The following is an 18,746-nucleotide window of genomic DNA, read 5'->3' as shown; positions in this document are numbered from 1 at the left end:
TAACCTCAACTAACGCTTTACTGCATTAATTTTAATATATTCTCAAGATTTATTCCACCGTCACACTCTTGGCCAAATTACGGGGTTGGTCAACATCATTGCCTCGGTTTTTAGCAGTATAGTAAGCCAATAATTGAGCAGGAACAATCGCTACCAACACATTTAATAGCTCGCTTAACTCACTAAAAACAATTTGATCTGTAGCTAAGGCCAAATTACTTTGACTAATCACTAACGGCTTTGCGCCCCGACTGACAACTTCTTGAATATTACTTCTCGTATGACTAGCCGTCTCTTTTTCCGTGATAAAAGCAATAACGGGGGTCTCTTGTTCAATTAAAGCGATGGTTCCATGTTTCAATTCACCAGCGGCAAAACCTTCCGCGTGTAAGTAAGAAACTTCCTTTAATTTTAAAGCGGCTTCCAAAGAAACATAATAACCGTTACCACGGCCAATAAAGAAAGCGGCTGCTTGGTGATCAAAATACTGTTGCGCCAATTGGGCAATCTGATCTTTTTCATCGACAATGGTTTGCATGCCATTGGCTGCTAGAGCTAATTGTTGTTGTACATCAAAAGTTTGCGCTGCACTCAATTGCTTACTTTCACCTACTGCTTGCGCTAAAATGGCTTGAACGGCAATTTGGGCTGTATAAGCTTTGGTTGATGCTACTGCAATTTCAGGGCCCGCATGTAACAACAAAGTAAAGTCTGCTTCACGTGATAATGTAGAATTGGCAACATTAGTCATTGTTAACGTCGGATAACCTAAGGCTTTAATCTTAACCAAAACTTGTCGACTGTCAGCTGTTTCGCCACTTTGACTTAAAAATAAGAAAAAGGGTTTGGCAGATAATTTGGGAATATGATAACCGAACTCACTGGCTAAAGCTACTTCCACTGGGATATCAGCCAAAGTTTCAAATAATTGCTTTCCAATTAACCCAGCATGATAACTTGTTCCGGCCGCCACAATATAAAGGCGATCGCTTTGTTTGAGCGCTGTCAATAACTGCGAATCCATTTGAATTTGCTTTTGCTCAAAATAATGAGCCACAATCCGGCGCAAAACAGCAGGTTGCTCATCAATCTCTTTTAACATATAACTATCATATGTGCCTTTAGACAAGTCATCGGCCGCTATCTGAACTTGATAAGTTGCTCGCTCAATAGGTTGATTGTCAATATCAAATAACTGCACTTGATCTTGTGTAATAATCCCCGTTTCGCCATCGTTAATTTCCATAAAATTACTCGTTTGCTTCAACATTGCCAAGGCATCTGAACATAAATAGTTGGCAGTAGTTCCGACGCCGATTAATAATGGACTTTTATTTTTAGCAAAGAAGATCTGTTGGGGATTTTGGCGGTCCATTAAAGCAATCGCATAAGAACCCGACAATAATTGCACTGTCTGTTGTAACGCTTGTAAAGTTGTTAATTGTTTGGTCTGGACAAAGTAAGCAACTAATTGCACAATCACCTCGGTGTCCGTTTCACTATGAAACACCACATCAGCTAAGTATTTTTGCTTCAAGTCTGCACTATTGTTAATGACCCCATTGTGCACTAAATAAAAGCGTTCATCATTAGAAAATTGTGGATGGGCATTTGCTTGCGACGGCTGGCCATGTGTGGCCCAACGTGTATGTCCAATCCCCGTAGTTCCCTGAGGATAACTGGCCACTGCTTGTTTCAGATTATTAATTTTTCCCGAGCGTTTACATAAAAAGTCTTGCTGATCCGTGGTTGTTAAATAAATTCCGGCAGAATCATAACCCCGATATTCTAATTTTTCCAAACCTTCTAATAAGATTGTTTTTGCTTGTTCAGCTCCGGCAACGCCGACAATTCCACACATAAATGTTACTCCTTAAAAATTGGTATAGTCCTAAATCCGTTTTTTGATTGATTAGAACAGCTGAAATAATAGCTTTTTTTAAAGATTATGTCAACTTATTGAAAAATTGGTATACACCGATTGCTGATAAAATTAAGTTGCTTTTCTAAAATTAAATGTTTATCATTTAAATGTAAGCTTTAATACCTAAAAATAACTAATTAATTGCGTGAGGTGAAGGATTTATGCCCTTAGGAATCAAAATTATCGCCCAAAATTGTCAAGGCTTAGTGACCACCTTTGGCAAATATAAACGTAGCGTAACCCCTGGTTTACATTTTTATGTACCTTTAGCTCAAAAAATAACTTCGGTCAGTTTGGCCATGCGTCCCATCGAACTGCCCCACTACTCCATCATCACTAGTGATAACGCCGAGGTTTCAACTTCGGTAACTTTAAATTTCCACGTCACAGATGCGATCAAGTTTGAATACAACAATACTGATTCAGTTGAATCGATGGCCCAATTAGTACGCGGGCACCTCCGGGATATTATCGGGCGGATGGATTTAAACGCCGCTTTAGGTTCTACTGCACGTATTAATTCTGACCTCTCCAAAGCCATCGGTGACTTAACCAATATTTACGGCATTACAGTCGATCGTATTAACATTGACGAATTGTTGCCTTCCCAAGAAATTCAAAAGGCTATGGATAAACAATTAACCGCTGATCGGGAACGGATTGCCGCAATTGCTAAAGCGCAAGGTGAAGCAGAATCCATTCGTTTAACTAATGAAGCCGAAAATAACGCGTTAATTGCCACTGCTAAAGCCAAAGCACAAGCAACCAGAACACGGGCCGACGCTGAACAATATCGCATTGATACTATTCAAAAGGGATTAGATCATGTTGACGATAAATTCTTTCAAAACCAATCGATCGCTGCCTATCAAACATTAGCCACATCAGATACTAACTTAGTCGTCGTGCCTAACGACAGTAGCAACGATTTTGGTCAAACTGCTTTGTTAGCGCAAGCCATTCAAAAAAAGCAACCTTCGGCATCGGAACAAACTGAGAGTTGATTTTCATTAAATAATATCCAAACTAAAAAGACGAGGTGGGAGAATAAGCTGCACAAGCTTATCGTAATTGCCACCTCGTCTTTTTATCATAATGGTAATAATACGGTCACTGTCGTTCCTTGATTTAACCGACTAGTAAGGGTAATTTGCCCCTGTAATGCTTCGACGGCTTGTTGTGTAATAGCTAAACCTAAGCCTGTCCCACTAATCTGGTGATTACGTGATTTATCAGCACGGTAAAAGCGTTCAAAAACATGTTGTTGATCCTGCTTTGCAATACCGCTGCCAGTATCGCCAATTTTTATTCGTAACTGCTTGTTAATTGCATCATGTTGTATTTGAACATGAATCTGACCATTGAGGCGGTTATATTTCACTGCATTAGTAATTAAATTTTCCAAAATTTGCCGTAACTCCGCCCCAGCCAGCTTCACCCAAACATCCCCTTGAAATTTGGTCGTCACTTGTAACTGTAATTGCGCAATTTGGGGCTGTTGTTGCCGCAAAATTTGTTCGACTAGTGCTTGAACATTTACACGTTGACTATTTAACTGCGAAGTTTGTTCTAAACGAACTAGTGTCAGAGCATCTTCAATCAAATCCACTAAGCGCTGAGCTTCTTCTTGAATAATTTGAATAAATTGGGTATTTTTGACTGGATCATCTTGGGCGCCATTCAATAGCGTCTCGGCAAAACCTAAGATCGCTGTAATCGGCGTTTTCAATTCATGGCTAATATTCGCAATGAAATTTTTTTGCTGTTGTTCCAGTTGATGCACATGCGTTAAATCATACAAAATAACTATGACTTGGCGTTCTGTTAATGCTTGATCGCGGGCAATTTCAATAACATTGGCATCAACAAAACAATTGGAATCACCGATTAATTGAATTTCTTGATGATGATTTTGATTTTTGCGCAGCGTGTGTTCAATCATCCGACTTAAGGCGTAGGTTTTAATATCTTCAACAAAAGGATGTGGCTGATCAGCAATCTCTTTGCCTAAAATATCCACCAGCGCTTGATTATGCAAAATAACGTCTCCTTGTGCATCTAGCAACATAATTCCTAATGGCAAATGGCGTAATAAACTAAAAAAGCTTTGCTCCAACAGTTGATTAGTTGCTTCTAATTGGGTAGTGTATTGTGTCACGGCATTGACAGTTTTAATTAAATCTGTATATGGCGTATTATCTAAGGCAATTAAAGCCGGTGTGTGGCGCTTTTGGTTTAAGCGTTTTAACTTATCAATCGCGGCCTGCAGATATATTTTTTGATTGCGATCAGCTCGGAGTTGACTCGCCAACAAAATCAATAATAAAAACAAATAGCCACCGGAAAAAAGCCCAACTAAATTTGATCTAGCCCACACAGAAAGATATTTTTTGACAATCACTTTTCGCTTGGTTACCGCTGATGGTGTTAATAAATAAAAAATATATTTTTGTCCGTGAACTTTTTGAATCCGGTAAAGATGATTACTATCCAAGACATCTTGGTTCAATAACGTCAGCGCTTGCTTTTGTAAATCATTCTGCGGTCGTCCTTTTTTAATCGTCAACACCCGTAACTGATGATCGTCAGCCCAAGTAGCCAGCAATTGTGGTTTATTATCCTGATTTAAAACTTGATAATCTGCTTTTAAAGCCGTGATATGGTTGATTTGTTCTTGCTTATTGAATTGAATTAATATAAATAAACAAAAACCATAAATTAAGCCACCAAAAACCATTGTTCCTAAGATCAACTGCCGCTGTCGTTTCATATTATTCTCCTGAATTAATCATGGATTAAACGAAAAATTATCAGCTATTTTACTTATTAATCATTAGACATTAATTGAAGATTTAACGAAATCATAGCAATACTTCTTGAATAATTTTAAATTGTTAAACGATAACCAAATCCGCGGATGGTTTGTAAATATTGTGGCTCTTTGGGATTTTGTTCAATTTTATCACGCAAATGACTTACTTGGATATCAATTGCTCGAGAATCTCGATCAAGCTCAGCAGCCGTTCCCCAAAGATGTTCTCTTAACTGATCTCGAGTTAAAGTGTGATTGGCATTGCTATAGAAATAGTCAAATAATTTATACTCCGTTTTAGTTAACGCAATAGCTTGTTGGTTGACAATTACTTGAAAATTAGCCCGATCTAACTTTAACTTGTCAGACGTTACCGTTGTCGATTGCCGCCGCAAAATAGCATTAATCCGAGCGATTAATTCCGATAAGTTGAACGGCTTCGTAATATAATCATCTGCCCCCAGATTCAGACCTTGTACTTTGGTTTGTGCATCATCACGCGCTGTAATCAAGATGACTGGAATTTGATTATGTTGTGCTCGCAATTGCTCTAACACCTGTAAGCCATTAAATTGGGGCAGCATTAAATCTAGTAGCACTAAATCAAACGCTTGTTCTGCAATTTTTTGTAACGCATGTTGGCCATCAGTAGCTGTTTGCACCAGAAAATCATTTTGTTCCAAATTATATTTCACTAATTCTACAATTGCACGTTCGTCATCAACTACCAAGATTCTCTTCATGAGTTAATTACCCTTTTTCATTTAAATCCTGCTGACTTAACTTCCATTGCAAGTAAGCATTCATAAATTCATCTAAGTCACCATCTAAAACCGCTTGACCATTACCCGTTTCCATATTAGTACGGTGATCTTTGACCATCGTATACGGATGAAAAACATACGACCGAATTTGTGAACCCCAACCAATATCTAATTGTTCACCTTTGAGTGCCGCTTGCTGTTGTGCCTGCTGTTCCTGTTCACGTTGATACAATTTGGCACGTAACATATTCATAGCCGTCTCCCGGTTTTGTAATTGAGAGCGCTGGGCTTGCGAGCTCGTAACAATGCCTGTTGGCAAATGGGTGATGCGCACTGCCGAGGATGTTTTATTAATATGCTGGCCACCAGCCCCACTCGATCGGAAAACATCTACCCGTAAATCATCCGGATTAATCTCAATATTAATCGTTTGGTCTAACTCAGGCATAACTTCCACCGAGGCAAAAGACGTATGGCGCCTCCCAGCAGCATCAAACGGTGAAATCCGAACTAAGCGATGCACTCCATGCTCAGAACGTAAAAGGCCATAGGCATTATGACCCTTAATAATTAACGTCACACTTTTCAGACCGGCTTCATCACCAGCTTGGTAATCCGCCAATTCTACGGCAAAGTTATGTTTTTTAGCCCATCGTTCATACATGCGCAATAGCATCGCTCCCCAATCTTGGGATTCTGTCCCACCCGCACCCGGATGAATTTCCAAAATCGCATTATGACTATCATAAGGTTCACTTAACAGTAAGGCAGTTTCATATTGTTGCAGTTGCTGCTGTAAATCCGTTAAATCCATAACAGTGGTAGTCAATAATTCCTGATCGGTCGGATCTGCTTGCAGTAATTCGAGTGCAATCTGTAGATCCGCCAATTTCGTTTGCAGCTGGCGAAAATTATCATACTTTTCTTTTAAGACATTATTTTGAGCAATAATGGTCTGCGCGTGAACGCGATCTTGCCAAAAATCTGCTTGAGCCATGGCGTGTTCATTTAAAGCAATACTCTCTTGTAACTCGTCTAAGTCAAAGAGACCTCCCGAATTGCTCAATTTTTGTAGCTGCTTGACTTAGTTGTTCTTTAATATCCGCAAGTTCCATCTTTAAACTCCTATATTTCATTTCTAAAAAAACAGGCCGCAGCCTGTTTTTTATCTTTGTGCATTTTGGCGAATTTCCGCCTTCATAAATAATCGTGTCACATCATATTCAATATCAGCAACCATGCTTTCGAACATCCGAAAACCTTCTTCTTGATATTCAACTAACGGGTTCATCTGACCATAGCCACGTAAACCAATTGATTGCCGTAACTGATCCATTTCATCAATATGATTAGTCCAGTGTTCATCAACAACCCGCAAAATAACTACTTTTTGAAATTCTAACATTTGTTGCGGATCTTGGAGCTGCTGTTGTTTTTGTTCATAATTTTCTTGAACAAATTGTTTAAACAACTCTTTTAATTGATCCACCGTTTTGCCATCCAAATCGGAACGTTGTAATTGTTTTGGACTAACTAAAACGTTAATCGCAAAGTCGTAAATACCATCTAAATCCCAATCTTTGGCATCCCCGTACGTGCGTGAATCAATCGCACTGGCAATGGTACGTTGCATCATTGGTACCAAAACATCTTGTAAACTATTTTCTTCAGTAATTACTTGCATGCGTTGCTTATAAATAACTTCACGTTGTTCCCGCATCACATCATCGTATTGCAAGGTATTTTTCCGCGTATCGTAGTTATTACCTTCAACCCGCTTTTGTGCAGATTCAACCTGACGAGTAATCATGCGACTTTGGATAATAGCATCATCATCATCAATTTTCATCGACTGCAAGAAGTTCTTGATACGCTCTGAACCAAAACGCTTCATTAAGTCATCTTCTAAAGACATATAGAAGATCGTCTCACCGGGATCACCTTGTCGTCCGGACCGGCCCCGTAACTGGTTATCAATCCGCCGCGATTCATGCCGCTCGGTACCAATCACACATAAACCGCCTACTTCACGGACACCAGGTCCCAATTTAATATCAGTTCCCCGACCAGCCATGTTCGTTGCAATTGTCACAGCGCCTTTTTGACCAGCACGTGAAATAATATCAGCTTCTTTAGCATGATTCTTCGCATTCAAAACAGCATGAGGAATGTGAGCCTTATTTAATTGCTGCGATAAATATTCAGACGTTTCCACCGCAACTGTCCCGACTAATAATGGCTGCCCTTTTTTATGGCGCTCAATAATATCTTCAATAACCGCTTTGAATTTATTCTTGAGTGTTGGATACAACACATCGGGATAATCAATCCGGGCAATTGGTTTATTGGTCGGAATTGTAATAACTTCCATGTTATAAATTTCCCGAAATTCTTCTTCTTCAGTTTTCGCTGTTCCGGTCATACCCGACAACTTGTCGTACATTCTAAAGAAGTTTTGGTAAGTGATATTGGCCATGGTCTTGGTTTCATCTTGAATGGGGACACCTTCCTTGGCTTCAATAGCCTGGTGTAAACCATCTGAGAACCGACGTCCTTCCATTACCCGACCAGTAAAGGAATCAACAATCATAACCTTTTTATCACTAACCACATAATCTTTATCTAATTCCATAATATAATTAGCTCGTAAAGCTTGATCAATATGGTGATTCAATAAAGTGTTATCAATATCATAAAGATTTTTTAACGCAAAAGTTTGTTCACCTTTTTTAATACCACTTTCAGTTAAACCAATGGTCTTAGTCGGCCAGTCAATCTTATAATCAGCTTCATTCAAAGATTTGACAAACCGATCAGCTCGCAGATAAAGTGCTGTCGATTGCTCAGCTTGTCCAGAAATAATCAATGGAGTTCTCGCTTCATCAATTAAAATGGAGTCCACTTCATCGACAATGGCGTAATTTAACGGCCGTTGCACCATTTGCTCTTTATAAACAACCATATTATCCCGCAAATAGTCAAAACCTAATTCACTATTCGTCGAGTACGTAATATCACAGTTATAAGCAGCCCGTTTTTCTTCTGCACTTTTAGAATTTAAGTTTAAACCAACGCTCAGTCCCAGCCAATTATATAATTGCCCCATTTCTGTAGCATCACGTTGTGATAAATATTCGTTAACCGTCACAACGTGCACACCCTTACCAGTCAAAGCATTGAGGTAAACCGGTAATGTCGCGGTTAAAGTCTTTCCTTCACCAGTTTTCATTTCAGCAATATTACCTTCATGTAAGGTAATACCACCAATAATTTGTACACGAAATGGATACAATCCTAAAACGCGTTTAGCAGCTTCTCGTGCAGTAGCAAAAGCTTCTGGCAACAGATCATCTAAAGTTTCACCTTTGGTTAATCGCTCTTGAAAAGCCGGAGTTTTAGCCTGTAAATCTTCATCCGAAAGTTTCGCGTATTCATCAGCGTAGGCTTCTACCTTATCCGCGATCTTGCCCATACGCTTAACTTCACGTTTGTCACTTTCTACCCATTTTTTAATTGGATTCGTCATTTATTAAATCTCTCCTGTACTTTCAATCTGGTACATCTATAATATCTTATCATTTTAGTAGCAATAATTAAACTCTAACTTAATTAACGAAAAAGGTGCTCGGAAGTTCAGATTCCGACCACCAATCAAAACGATTATTAAAATTCAATCAAACTCATTCATCAGTTTCAATTAAACCATAGCGTCCATCATTTCGCTTATAGACAATACTTGTTCCATTAGTTTGAGCATCTTCAAAAACAAAAAAGTTATGTCCTAACATATCCATTTGCAAAACTGCTTCTTGAGCATCCATCGGCTTTAAAGCAACGCGCTTTGTCCGGACAATCGGCAAATCCTGTGAATCATTAGCTGATTCATCGCTCGGACCAGTTAAATCAAAATCTTTAATCCCCTTTTCGCGCGACTTCCGATTGATTCTAGTTTTATATTTTCTAATTTGTCGTTCCAATTTTTCAAAAACATCATCAATACTTTTATACATATCCTTATCCGTTTTTTCGGCTCGTAAAATCAAATAAGGCAATGGGATAGTAACTTCGACCTTAGCATTTTTATTACTATAAACTTTTAAATTAACATGAGCAATCGGATGATCAGTATCTTTAAAATACTTATTTAAATTATTTAAACGTTTCTCAATATAGCTTCTAATTGCCTCTGTTACTTCGATATTTTCTCCACGAACATTAATTGTCAACATGAAGAGCACCCCTTTTCATTTGCCAATTAGACTTCTATTGGTCTACTTATATTATAATGATTTTATTAATAAAAAGCCAATCATCTGGCCAAAGAAAACGAAGAAATTTCTCCCTGATAACCCGCTTGTCGTAAACAATCATAGGCGTGCAAAATGGTGCGCCCTGTTGTATAAATATCATCCAACACTAAGATTTGTTTGACTGATAAGATAGAATCATATTGATGATTAAATTGCAAAAACTGAGTCGTTTGCAATCTTTCTCGGCGATTTTTTTGCGCTTGTGCTTGCTGGGTGGGTAACTTAATCAATGCTGGTGTTAAATCGACTACTTCCTTGAAAAGACCGACAACTGGATCAAAATGTCGTTGCTGCAAATGCTCCGTTGAACTAGGAATATAAACTACTGTGCCTTGAAAAGACCGTAATTTTTGGTGGATCAGGCTTTGAAAACAAGCCCTTAAGGCATAATCGCCATAGCGCTTATATCGTTTAAAATAATCATGCATAGCATTATTATATTTAAACAAAGCGCGATGGCGCACACTTAGATAACCTTGTTTTTGCCATAATTGACAATCTGAACACAGTTTACTGGAACCCATTTTATAACATTGCGGACAATGTGGTGACGTAATTAGCGCAAATTCTTGTAAACAACGCTGACAAATCGCTGGTGGATCAATTAGCTGAATTCCTAAAACTTGCATCGGCGTCAGCTCAAAAACAATCGCTTCTTGGCATAATAAGCATTGCTTAAGCACAATTCAACCGCCGGATTTGGTGAATTGCCTGGGCAATATTAGTTGTATAATGTGTTCCAAAAAACCAAACTTGATTATCCGGATGACTACTACTGCGACCGGCTCTTCCAGCAATCTGAACCAATGCTTGTTGAGTAAAGCGCTTGGAATCGGCCTGCCAAACTAAGACATCAATATTATCAAACGTTACTCCTCGTTCCAAAACGGTGGTTGTCACCAGTGCTTGCCACTGACCAGCGCGAAATTTTTGCACTTTGATTTGTCGCATTGCATCTTTGGCGTGCACATAAGTTTGTTGTAAGTCAGGATAGGTTTGCTGTAACAACTGCGATAATTGTTCAGCTTGCCGAATACTATCCACAAACAATAAAAAGCGTTGTTGTTTGTTCAAAAGTTCACGAATTTGCCGTTTTAGGCGCCAATGAAGTTGCTGCATCGAAATATGATTGACCCAACAATATTTAGGTTCTGGTAAATCATGTCCATGAAATCGGCGGCTTAGTAAGCTATAGGATAATTTTTGCTTCTTGATCAATTGTAAATATTCTAAACTAGGCGTGGCAGACAAAGAAATTAGTGAATGCTTTGGCTTCAAAGCGTTTTTAATGGCGTTATGCAACATTAAATTATTAACATATGGATACGAATCGCATTCATCCAGAACTATCAAATCAAACGCTTGGTAAAATTTTAATAGCTGATGGACTGTACAAACTAAGATTTGTGAATAATAATATTGGCTAGCACCTTGTCCATGTAATAGTGCCAAACTAACTGGTTGAAAAGCTGCTTGCAATCGTGGATAAATTTCATTACAAACATCTACTCGCGGAGCAACCCAAGCAATCCGTTCTCTTTGAATAACCGCTTGCTGTAAAACTTTAAATAACATTTCAGTTTTACCACTACCAGTTACTGCCCACACCAAATGATCCTGTTTGGTTCGTTCTATTTGACAAAGTTTTTGCGAAATGATTGTTTGAGCAGCTGTTAATTGCCCAGTCCACGTCAACGGTTGCTGAATTACTGGAAATTGATTCTGCTCAGCAATCGCAATTAGATAATTATGATTAGTTAAACGTCCTAAGCTTAGACAGGCTGGACAATAAAAATTATCGCCTGGCAAACTATAAACTCGCCAGTCATTAACCATCTGGCACCGACGACAACAAAATTGATTTCCATCGAGTTTATATAGTGCAGGAATAGCTTTAGTATAAGTTGTCGGTGAATCTAGAACTAATAGTCGTCCAGATAATTGTTTTACATCCATCAATTACTCACCTTAAATTAATTACGATAAAAAGGAGAATTTTTTTGCCAAAAATTACAATTGCGCAAGATTTTACGAATGAACTAGTTATTAAAAAATCTCGGTTCATTACTTCACTTAAACGCGTGCAAAGCGTTAATGAAGCGCAAGATTTTTTAACAGACATCAAAAAAAAGACTAGCAAAGCTAGTCATCATTGTAGTGCTTATATTATTGATAATTTACAGCAACACGCCAGTGACGATGGTGAGCCCCGAGGCACTGCGGGAATACCTATGTTAGAAACTTTACAAGCTATGCAAGTTCAAAATACACTAGCCGTAGTCACCCGTTTTTTTGGTGGAATTAAACTCGGTAGCGGTGGTTTGATTCGCGCTTATCGTCAAAGTGTTGCAGATGCTATTAACCAAGCAGGACGTGTGCAAATTGTGTTGCAACAACAGCTGCTTGTTACCTTAACTTATAAACAGCTAGACCTGATCAATTACTGGCTCAAACAGCAACCTGTTAATCTAGTTAATACCAATTATGCCGCTCAAGTCCAACTAACATTACTACTCGATCAACAACAGACCCCGAATTTTCTCACCGATCTTAATAACCAACTACACGCGCAAATCCCCGTGCAAATGGGACCTACTACTTTTCATGAGATTCCTTATTTAAAGTAACTTCATCATCTTTTTTCAGATCATCTTTTTCCAAACGTTTAACTAATTTTTGAATTGCATGTAACAGAGGTTGGCGATTCTCTCCAACTAAACCAATTGACTCCACAAAGAGCTCCAAGCCAATTAAAACAGCAATAGTTAGTAAAATACTACCCCAAAAAGAGGAAACCGGATATAGTAAGGCAATAAAAGAAAAGACTAATGATAAACCATAAATGACTAACACCGTTTGGCGATGGCTCAAACCCAATTGCATCAAACGATGATGTAAGTGATGTCTGTCCGCCTGAGAAATGGGCTTGTTATTCAAAAACCGTCTTAACATGGCATAGACCGTATCACTAATTGGCACTCCTAAAATCACAATCGGAATGACTAAAGAAATAAAAGTGACGTTCTTTAAGCCCTTTAAAGAAAAGACAGCAATCATAAAGCCCACAAACAGTGCACCAGTATCTCCCAAAAAAATTTTTGCCGGATGAAAATTATGTGGCAAAAAGCCCACTAAGGAAGCCACCATCGCAAAAATCCAGATCGTCACATAAGTATTACCCACAGATGAAAAAAAGTAACCAATTACACCCATGGTAAACAGTGCAATGATCGAAACGCCAGTGGCCAACCCATCCAATCCATCAATTAAGTTAACCGCATTCGTAATTGCCAAAATCCAAAACACTGTCACTGGCAAACCGAGCCAACCTAATTGAAAAGAACCTACAAAAGGCAAGACAACATAAGTCATTTTAATTCCGGCCAAGAAATAAACTACTAATGCTGCAATTAAAATCCCAAACATTTTTTGCATCGGCTTTAATTCTCGAATATCGTCAATCAAACCCGTCAATAAAATAATACATTCTGCTAAAAAAACACTAAACAATTCATGTGTGGGAAATTGGGCACGTAATAAGACAAAAGTCGAAAAATTAAACGCTAAAAAAATAGCTAAACCGCCCAGTGTGGGCATTGGCTTTTTATTAACTCGCCGCGCATTAGGATTATCAACAGCTCCCAATACCAGGGCCAATTTACGAACAAAAGGAGTTATTACTGCTGCAATAATCATTGTTAAAACCAATTTTACAATCACACTTAACATCGTTGGTAGCGACTCCTTTCACATACAAAGGAAATTATAATATTTGCTCTACTTGAATACAACTTTTATTAATTTTTTACTTAAAAAAAGCTTATGCCTTATTTAGCATAAGCAATTTTTCGAGTTTCACGAATCACTGTTACTTTGATATGACCCGGATATTCTAATTCTTTTTCAATTTGATTGCGAATTTTCCGCGACAAAATTGTTGCTTGATTATCGGAAATTTGTTCTGGCTTTACCATAATCCGAATCTCACGTCCTGCTTGAATTGCATAACTATGATCAACGCCATCATAACTATTAGCAATATTTTCCAGCTTTTCCAATCGATGAATATAATTTTCCATTGATTCAGAACGAGCTCCAGGACGAGCAGCAGAAATCGCATCTGCCGCAGCCACCAATACTGCAATCATCGATTGTGGTTCAACATCACCATGATGCGAAGCAATCGTATTAACTACCACTTTGGGTTCTTTGTACTTACTTGTAATATCGACACCAATTTCAACATGTGATCCTTCAATTTCATGATCTAATGCTTTGCCAATATCATGTAGCAATCCTGCACGCCGCGCCAAAGTCTCATCTTCACCTAATTCAGCAGCCATAGTTCCTGCTAATTTTGCAACTTCAATTGAATGACTCAAGACATTTTGACCATAACTAGTCCGGAAATTCAATCGTCCGATAATCTTAATTAAATCGGGATTAATACTATGAATTCCCAAATCGTAAACAGTCTGCTCACCTAATTCACGAATACGTGTATCCATTTCTTTACGTGACTTATCAACCATCTCTTCAATACGAGCTGGATGAATTCGTCCGTCGGAAATTAATTTTTCCAATGACAACCGCGCAATTTCACGCCGAATGGGATCAAAGCCACTCAAAGCCACCGCCTGTGGTGTGTCATCAATAATTACATCAATTCCTGTTAAAGATTCTAAAGTACGAATATTGCGACCTTCACGCCCAATGATTCGACCCTTCATTTCTTCATTAGGTAAAGAAACAGTTGTAACTGTGGATTCAGAAACAGTATCCGCTGCACTTTGCTGAATAGCATCAACAATAATTTGTTTAGCACACTTATCAGCATCTTGCTTGGCTGCTTCTTCACTATTACGAATCAAACGGGCTTTTTCTTGAACTAAATGTTCATCAATTTGTTTTAAAAGATAGTTACGGGCCTGTTCATGTGTCATGGCCGCAACTTCTTCTAATTTATTTTGTTGCTGAGTTAAGGTAGAAGAAATTTGCTTTGTCTGTTGTTCTAATTGTTGTTCTGTAGTATCAATCTTTTGTTCACGTTTCTCTAAAGAATGTTCACGTTGATCCAGCGAGTTATCTTTGCGATCTAAAGTTTCTTCTCGCTGCAACATTCGATTTTCTTGCCGTTGTAATTCCTTACGGCGATCACGCAGATCATCTTCTTGTTCCTGACGATACTTGTGACTTTCCTCACGTGCTTCGATCAATGCCTCTTTTTTGGCAGATGCAGCAGCTTTTTTAGCATCCACAATAATTTGTGCTGCCGATTGTCCTGCCTGCTCTAAACTTTTTTCGTAGACATTTTTTCTAATCAAAAAACCAACTACAGTACCAATAACTAATAACCCCAGCGCGACTATTAGGGCGATTAAAACTGCCATTTAAATCCCTCCAGCCACACTAATGACTTCAGAGACTGAAATAAAACGGCTTACCATCAAGCAAGTTAATTTTTTAGAAAGTAACTAAAAAATTTCAACCTGACTATTAAACTTAAAACATTCAAATAAGCACATTCGTTTCAGTTTCTTTTTCTATTTTATTGGCACCTAGATAAAGCACTTAATTAAATTACTGCTTTAAAACTCGGTACATATTAATATTATTGTTTATTGGGCAAACTGTCAACGAATGTTTATTTGAATCAGAACTTTAACGTTAAAAAGTTTCGATAATAGGCAAATCTTTCCAATCAGCAAATTTTAGCCAAAATTATTGATCTGTTAAATTAAGATCAGTTTTATTGTTTTTAGAATCGGCAGCAGTTTTTTCTACTGATTGATCTTCAGTACTAGATTGTTTAATATCATCCATTTGATAAGCATCACGAACCTGCTGTTTAATATCGGCTTTCATCTCTGGATGATCATCTAGATATGCTTTCGCATTTTCGCGGCCTTGACCGATACGTTCATTTTGATAAGAGTACCAAGAACCACTCTTGTTAATAATTTCTTGATCAGCAGCCATATCTAAAATCTCACCTGTTTGTGAAATTCCGTGACCATACATAATATCTACTAGTGCTAATTTAAAGGGCGGTGCTACCTTATTTTTAACCACTTTAATTTTAACTTTATTACCAATAACGTCAGAGCCCTCTTTGATCTGTTCAGAACGGCGAACCTCTAAGCGCACTGTCGCGTAAAACTTTAAAGCACGACCACCGGGAGTAGTTTCCGGATTACCAAACATAACGCCCACTTTTTCACGAATTTGATTAATGAATAAAGCAATCGTTTTGGTTTTATTAATATTACCAGACAGCTTCCGTAAAGCTTGCGACATCATCCGCGCCTGCAAGCCGACATGTGAGTCACCCATTTCACCATCAATTTCTGCCTTAGGAACCAAGGCAGCTACTGAATCAATGACCAAGATATCAATCGCACCACTTTTAATTAAAGCATCAGCAATTTCCAGTCCTTGTTCTCCAGTATCTGGCTGTGACAATAACAAATTGTCAATATCAACTCCCAAAGCCTTAGCATAATCTGGATCCATCGCATTTTCAGCATCAATATAAGCTGCGGTTCCCCCGTTCTTTTGCACTTCTGCCACAGCATGTAAGGCCACAGTTGTTTTACCAGAACTTTCTGGACCATATATTTCCACAATTCTGCCGCGCGGATAACCACCAATGCCCAACGCATTATCCAAAGCCAAAGAACCACTTGAAATAGAAGAAACTTTAGTTTTAGGACTTTCTCCCAAACGCATAATAGCTCCTTTACCAAAATCTTTTTCAATTTTCTTTAGAGCTTTATTCAGCGCTTCCTCGCGACCAGCTTCATCTTCTTTATTATCTTTAGCCACTTTAATACCTCCATACCAAACGTTTGTTCTCTCAATCAAGATTATAACTGATTTAAAATCATAATAAAAGCAGCAATTACACTTTTTTGGCGAATGACTTGTCTGGTTCCTTGAAACGCAAACCGCCGAACTTGCACATCTTTGGGTGACTTAACTCCTAGATAAACGGTCCCTGGTTGTTGTTGCTCCAATAAACCTGGTCCAGCCACACCTGTTAAGCCGACCCCCCAATCACTACCAATAATCCGAGCACTATTTTGCGCCATTTGTTCGGCAGTCCAAGCACTCACCACTCCATAATGTTCTAATAAATCTGCATCAATAGCTAATAATTGAGCTTTCATGGCTAGCGAGTAAGTCACAAAACCACCCGCAAAAACTTGCGAAGCACCAGGTACGGTCGCTAAGGTTGCTTGAAATAAACCAGCGCTTAAACTTTCTGCTGCCGTAATGGTTTGCTTATTATGTTGCAATCCGCGTACCACTTGTGCTATTAAAGGTTGATAATCAGCCCAATTAAATTGGGGCGGATTCCCTTGACACATCCAAAATTGTTTTATTTCTTCTGACATCCAATCACCCTTTTATTAATTACAAAATTATCTTACTAAATAACTTAAAAAAGCAAAAAACGTCCTATTAACTAACAGGACGTTTCAATTATTTAAAATCAGAATAAAACTGACGATTCTGCCATAAATAATCATATGCCGAATAAACGGTAAAGATTAAACAAATATATAACATAATTAAACCAAACGGAATATTCCAATAAGCAAAAATCGGATCTTTTAACATTAAGAAAACAATTGCCAACATTTGGGTTGCAGTTTTAATTTTACCGGGCATCTGTGCTGCCATGACGGAACCACCCTGTTCCACAATCAATAATCTTAATGTCGTAATCAATAACTCGCGACAAGCAATAATTGCCACAATCCAAGCCGGGGCTTGGTGCCGAGCTGCCAAATACACGAACGCTGTTAAAACCAACATTTTATCAGCTAATGGATCCATATATTTACCAAAATTGGTCACCAAATGACGTCCACGCGCAATTTTACCATCAATAAAATCTGTAATAGAAGCTACTATAAAGATAATTGTAGCGATTAATGATTGCCACGTAATGGTCGTTGCTAAAAAACTCACCTGTCCTAAATGAAAATCAATCGACATAAAAATCATAAAGATGGGAATTAAAATAATCCGTAATAAAGTTAATTTATTGGGTAAATTCATTCAGATTACTCCTTAATTTGCATTGTATAGGTATGAACCGTACCAGTTTGATTATCTGGAACTGGCAAGTTTTGATTATTAATCAAAACTTTAGTTACCGCAGCATTACCAGTTTGTACTTGAAATTGTTTTAAATTACTACTCAATTGAACCGTTTGCTCAGAATTAGGCTGTAAAGCTCCTTGCCAAACAGTTTGTCCATTAGCCCGTACCGCAATCCACGCCTGGGCAGAAGTAGCTTGTAATTTAACTTCGTGCTGCGGTTGTTGTGACCAATTTTGAATGGTAAAATGATCAGCCACATCAGCATCTGCCTTTAAAACTAGATTTTTATTGTTGGCAGTTGTTTTTTTAGTTGACTGCTTAGCTACTGGCTTTTTAATATGCTTCTTCGGCTTTTTAGTCGTTGTTTGTTCCACTTTTTGATGCGAAGTTGGAATTGGATTAGCATTTTGCTTGTGAACTTTCGCTGCCACTAAACAAATTAAAATCACAATAATTAGCACTACTGCTAAAATTACAATCTGTGGCCAATGCCGTTTTAAATTAGGAGCCAAAGCTTCTTTTTTAACCGTTGGTGACTGGACGGGTGTCTCTTCTGGTTGTACTTTAGGAATTTCCGACTGATAGTCCTCAATTAAAGCTTGGCTATCTAACCCAACACTATCCGCATACTGTTTGACAAAAGCACGCACATAAAAATCACCGGGTAATTGATCTAATCGTCCTTCTTCAATTGCCGTTAAATAACGTTTTTGAATTTTAGTTATTTTTTGTAGATCATCAATTGTATAACCCTTTTCCAGCCGTGCATCACGTAATTTATCGCCTAATTCACTCATTGCTCAACCACCATTATATTGAAATTT

General features: G+C 38.2%; 16 protein-coding genes. 2 read left to right on the top strand and 14 right to left on the bottom strand.

Annotated elements, in window-relative coordinates; translation table 11 throughout:
* Window positions 1–49: 49 nt before the first annotated feature.
* On the bottom strand, window positions 50–1,861 hold the full coding sequence (glmS, locus tag AC3B6B_RS03920) for a glutamine--fructose-6-phosphate transaminase (isomerizing) (protein WP_489757367.1): 1,812 nt from the start codon (window positions 1,859–1,861) through the stop codon (window positions 50–52).
* A gap of 224 nt (window positions 1,862–2,085) precedes the next feature.
* Between glmS and AC3B6B_RS03915 the strand changes: the two genes are divergently transcribed.
* The gene (locus AC3B6B_RS03915) at window positions 2,086–2,928 is read left to right on the top strand and encodes an SPFH domain-containing protein (RefSeq protein WP_489757366.1); all 843 of its coding nucleotides are present in this window, start codon (window positions 2,086–2,088) and stop codon (window positions 2,926–2,928) included.
* An 86-nt stretch (window positions 2,929–3,014) separates the two neighbouring features.
* Here AC3B6B_RS03915 and AC3B6B_RS03910 read toward each other — a convergent pair whose 3' ends face one another.
* The 7 genes from AC3B6B_RS03910 to AC3B6B_RS03880 all read right to left on the bottom strand — a co-directional run bounded on the left by AC3B6B_RS03910 (window position 3,015) and on the right by AC3B6B_RS03880 (window position 11,766).
* Window positions 3,015–4,694, bottom strand: coding sequence for a sensor histidine kinase (locus tag AC3B6B_RS03910; RefSeq protein WP_489757365.1), 1,680 nt, complete (start codon window positions 4,692–4,694; stop codon window positions 3,015–3,017).
* A 116-nt stretch (window positions 4,695–4,810) separates the two neighbouring features.
* Window positions 4,811–5,479 carry a response regulator transcription factor gene (locus AC3B6B_RS03905; protein ID WP_489757364.1) on the bottom strand — a complete coding sequence of 223 codons (669 nt, stop codon included), beginning with the start codon at window positions 5,477–5,479 and terminating at the stop codon, window positions 4,811–4,813.
* Between the two features lie 7 nt (window positions 5,480–5,486).
* Window positions 5,487–6,615 (bottom strand): peptide chain release factor 2 gene (gene prfB, locus AC3B6B_RS03900; protein ID WP_489757363.1). Its coding sequence is split into 2 segments (ribosomal slippage): window positions 5,487–6,542 and window positions 6,544–6,615, totalling 1,128 coding nucleotides; the frame shifts between segments, so codons are not numbered across the junction.
* Window positions 6,616–6,665: 50 nt separating this feature from the next.
* Window positions 6,666–9,026, bottom strand: coding sequence for a preprotein translocase subunit SecA (secA, locus tag AC3B6B_RS03895; RefSeq protein ID WP_489757362.1), 2,361 nt, complete (start codon window positions 9,024–9,026; stop codon window positions 6,666–6,668).
* Between the two features lie 154 nt (window positions 9,027–9,180).
* Complete coding sequence (hpf, locus tag AC3B6B_RS03890; RefSeq protein ID WP_489757361.1) at window positions 9,181–9,729, bottom strand: ribosome hibernation-promoting factor, HPF/YfiA family; 549 nt, start codon at window positions 9,727–9,729, stop codon at window positions 9,181–9,183.
* Between the two features lie 80 nt (window positions 9,730–9,809).
* Entirely contained in the window at window positions 9,810–10,493 is a 684-nt protein-coding gene (locus AC3B6B_RS03885) for a ComFC family protein (protein ID WP_489757360.1), read from the bottom strand.
* Complete coding sequence (locus AC3B6B_RS03880) at window positions 10,486–11,766, bottom strand: DEAD/DEAH box helicase family protein (RefSeq protein WP_489757359.1); 1,281 nt, start codon at window positions 11,764–11,766, stop codon at window positions 10,486–10,488. Before AC3B6B_RS03880 ends, AC3B6B_RS03885 begins: the two co-directional genes overlap by 8 nt.
* Window positions 11,767–11,810: 44 nt before the next feature.
* On the opposite strand from AC3B6B_RS03880, the gene AC3B6B_RS03875 reads away from it, so the two are divergent.
* Entirely contained in the window at window positions 11,811–12,437 is a 627-nt protein-coding gene (locus AC3B6B_RS03875; RefSeq protein ID WP_489757358.1) for a YigZ family protein, read from the top strand.
* On the opposite strand, the gene AC3B6B_RS03870 is transcribed toward AC3B6B_RS03875, so the two are convergent.
* From AC3B6B_RS03870 to AC3B6B_RS03845, 6 genes are all read right to left on the bottom strand, one after another.
* Window positions 12,406–13,539 (bottom strand): glycosyltransferase family 4 protein, encoded by a 1,134-nt coding sequence (locus AC3B6B_RS03870; RefSeq protein WP_489757357.1) that lies wholly within the window; start codon window positions 13,537–13,539, stop codon window positions 12,406–12,408. The genes AC3B6B_RS03875 and AC3B6B_RS03870 overlap by 32 nt on opposite strands.
* Window positions 13,540–13,637: 98 nt before the next feature.
* A complete protein-coding gene (gene rny, locus AC3B6B_RS03865; RefSeq protein WP_489757356.1) occupies window positions 13,638–15,200 on the bottom strand; it encodes a ribonuclease Y in 1,563 nt (520 codons plus the stop codon).
* A 331-nt stretch (window positions 15,201–15,531) separates the two neighbouring features.
* Window positions 15,532–16,635: a recombinase RecA gene (recA, locus tag AC3B6B_RS03860; protein WP_489757355.1), complete on the bottom strand. Its 1,104-nt coding sequence runs from the start codon at window positions 16,633–16,635 to the stop codon at window positions 15,532–15,534.
* A gap of 41 nt (window positions 16,636–16,676) precedes the next feature.
* A complete protein-coding gene (locus AC3B6B_RS03855) occupies window positions 16,677–17,207 on the bottom strand; it encodes a CinA family protein (protein WP_489757354.1) in 531 nt (176 codons plus the stop codon).
* An 88-nt stretch (window positions 17,208–17,295) separates the two neighbouring features.
* On the bottom strand, window positions 17,296–17,877 hold the full coding sequence (gene pgsA / locus AC3B6B_RS03850; protein ID WP_489757353.1) for a CDP-diacylglycerol--glycerol-3-phosphate 3-phosphatidyltransferase: 582 nt from the start codon (window positions 17,875–17,877) through the stop codon (window positions 17,296–17,298).
* Between the two features lie 5 nt (window positions 17,878–17,882).
* Window positions 17,883–18,719: a helix-turn-helix domain-containing protein gene (locus AC3B6B_RS03845; RefSeq protein ID WP_489757352.1), complete on the bottom strand. Its 837-nt coding sequence runs from the start codon at window positions 18,717–18,719 to the stop codon at window positions 17,883–17,885.
* Window positions 18,720–18,746 lie beyond the last annotated feature (27 nt).

This window comes from Bombilactobacillus sp. ESL1197, from assembly GCF_058107145.1.
This window is presented reverse-complemented; position numbering and strand designations above follow the sequence as displayed.

Bases quoted from the DNA above. Each gene is read 5' to 3' on its own strand.
- glmS (WP_489757367.1), bottom strand. From the start codon at position 1,861: ATGTGTGGAATTGTCGGCGTTGCCGGAGCTGAACAAGCAAAAACAATC.
- AC3B6B_RS03915 (WP_489757366.1), top strand. From the start codon at position 2,086: ATGCCCTTAGGAATCAAAATTATCGCCCAAAATTGTCAAGGCTTAGTG.
- AC3B6B_RS03910 (WP_489757365.1), bottom strand. From the start codon at position 4,694: ATGAAACGACAGCGGCAGTTGATCTTAGGAACAATGGTTTTTGGTGGC.
- AC3B6B_RS03905 (WP_489757364.1), bottom strand. From the start codon at position 5,479: ATGAAGAGAATCTTGGTAGTTGATGACGAACGTGCAATTGTAGAATTA.
- secA (WP_489757362.1), bottom strand. From the start codon at position 9,026: ATGACGAATCCAATTAAAAAATGGGTAGAAAGTGACAAACGTGAAGTT.
- hpf (WP_489757361.1), bottom strand. From the start codon at position 9,729: ATGTTGACAATTAATGTTCGTGGAGAAAATATCGAAGTAACAGAGGCA.
- AC3B6B_RS03880 (WP_489757359.1), bottom strand. From the start codon at position 11,766: ATGGATGTAAAACAATTATCTGGACGACTATTAGTTCTAGATTCACCG.
- AC3B6B_RS03870 (WP_489757357.1), bottom strand. From the start codon at position 13,539: ATGTTAAGTGTGATTGTAAAATTGGTTTTAACAATGATTATTGCAGCA.
- rny (WP_489757356.1), bottom strand. From the start codon at position 15,200: ATGGCAGTTTTAATCGCCCTAATAGTCGCGCTGGGGTTATTAGTTATT.
- AC3B6B_RS03855 (WP_489757354.1), bottom strand. From the start codon at position 17,207: ATGTCAGAAGAAATAAAACAATTTTGGATGTGTCAAGGGAATCCGCCC.
- pgsA (WP_489757353.1), bottom strand. From the start codon at position 17,877: ATGAATTTACCCAATAAATTAACTTTATTACGGATTATTTTAATTCCC.
- AC3B6B_RS03845 (WP_489757352.1), bottom strand. From the start codon at position 18,719: ATGAGTGAATTAGGCGATAAATTACGTGATGCACGGCTGGAAAAGGGT.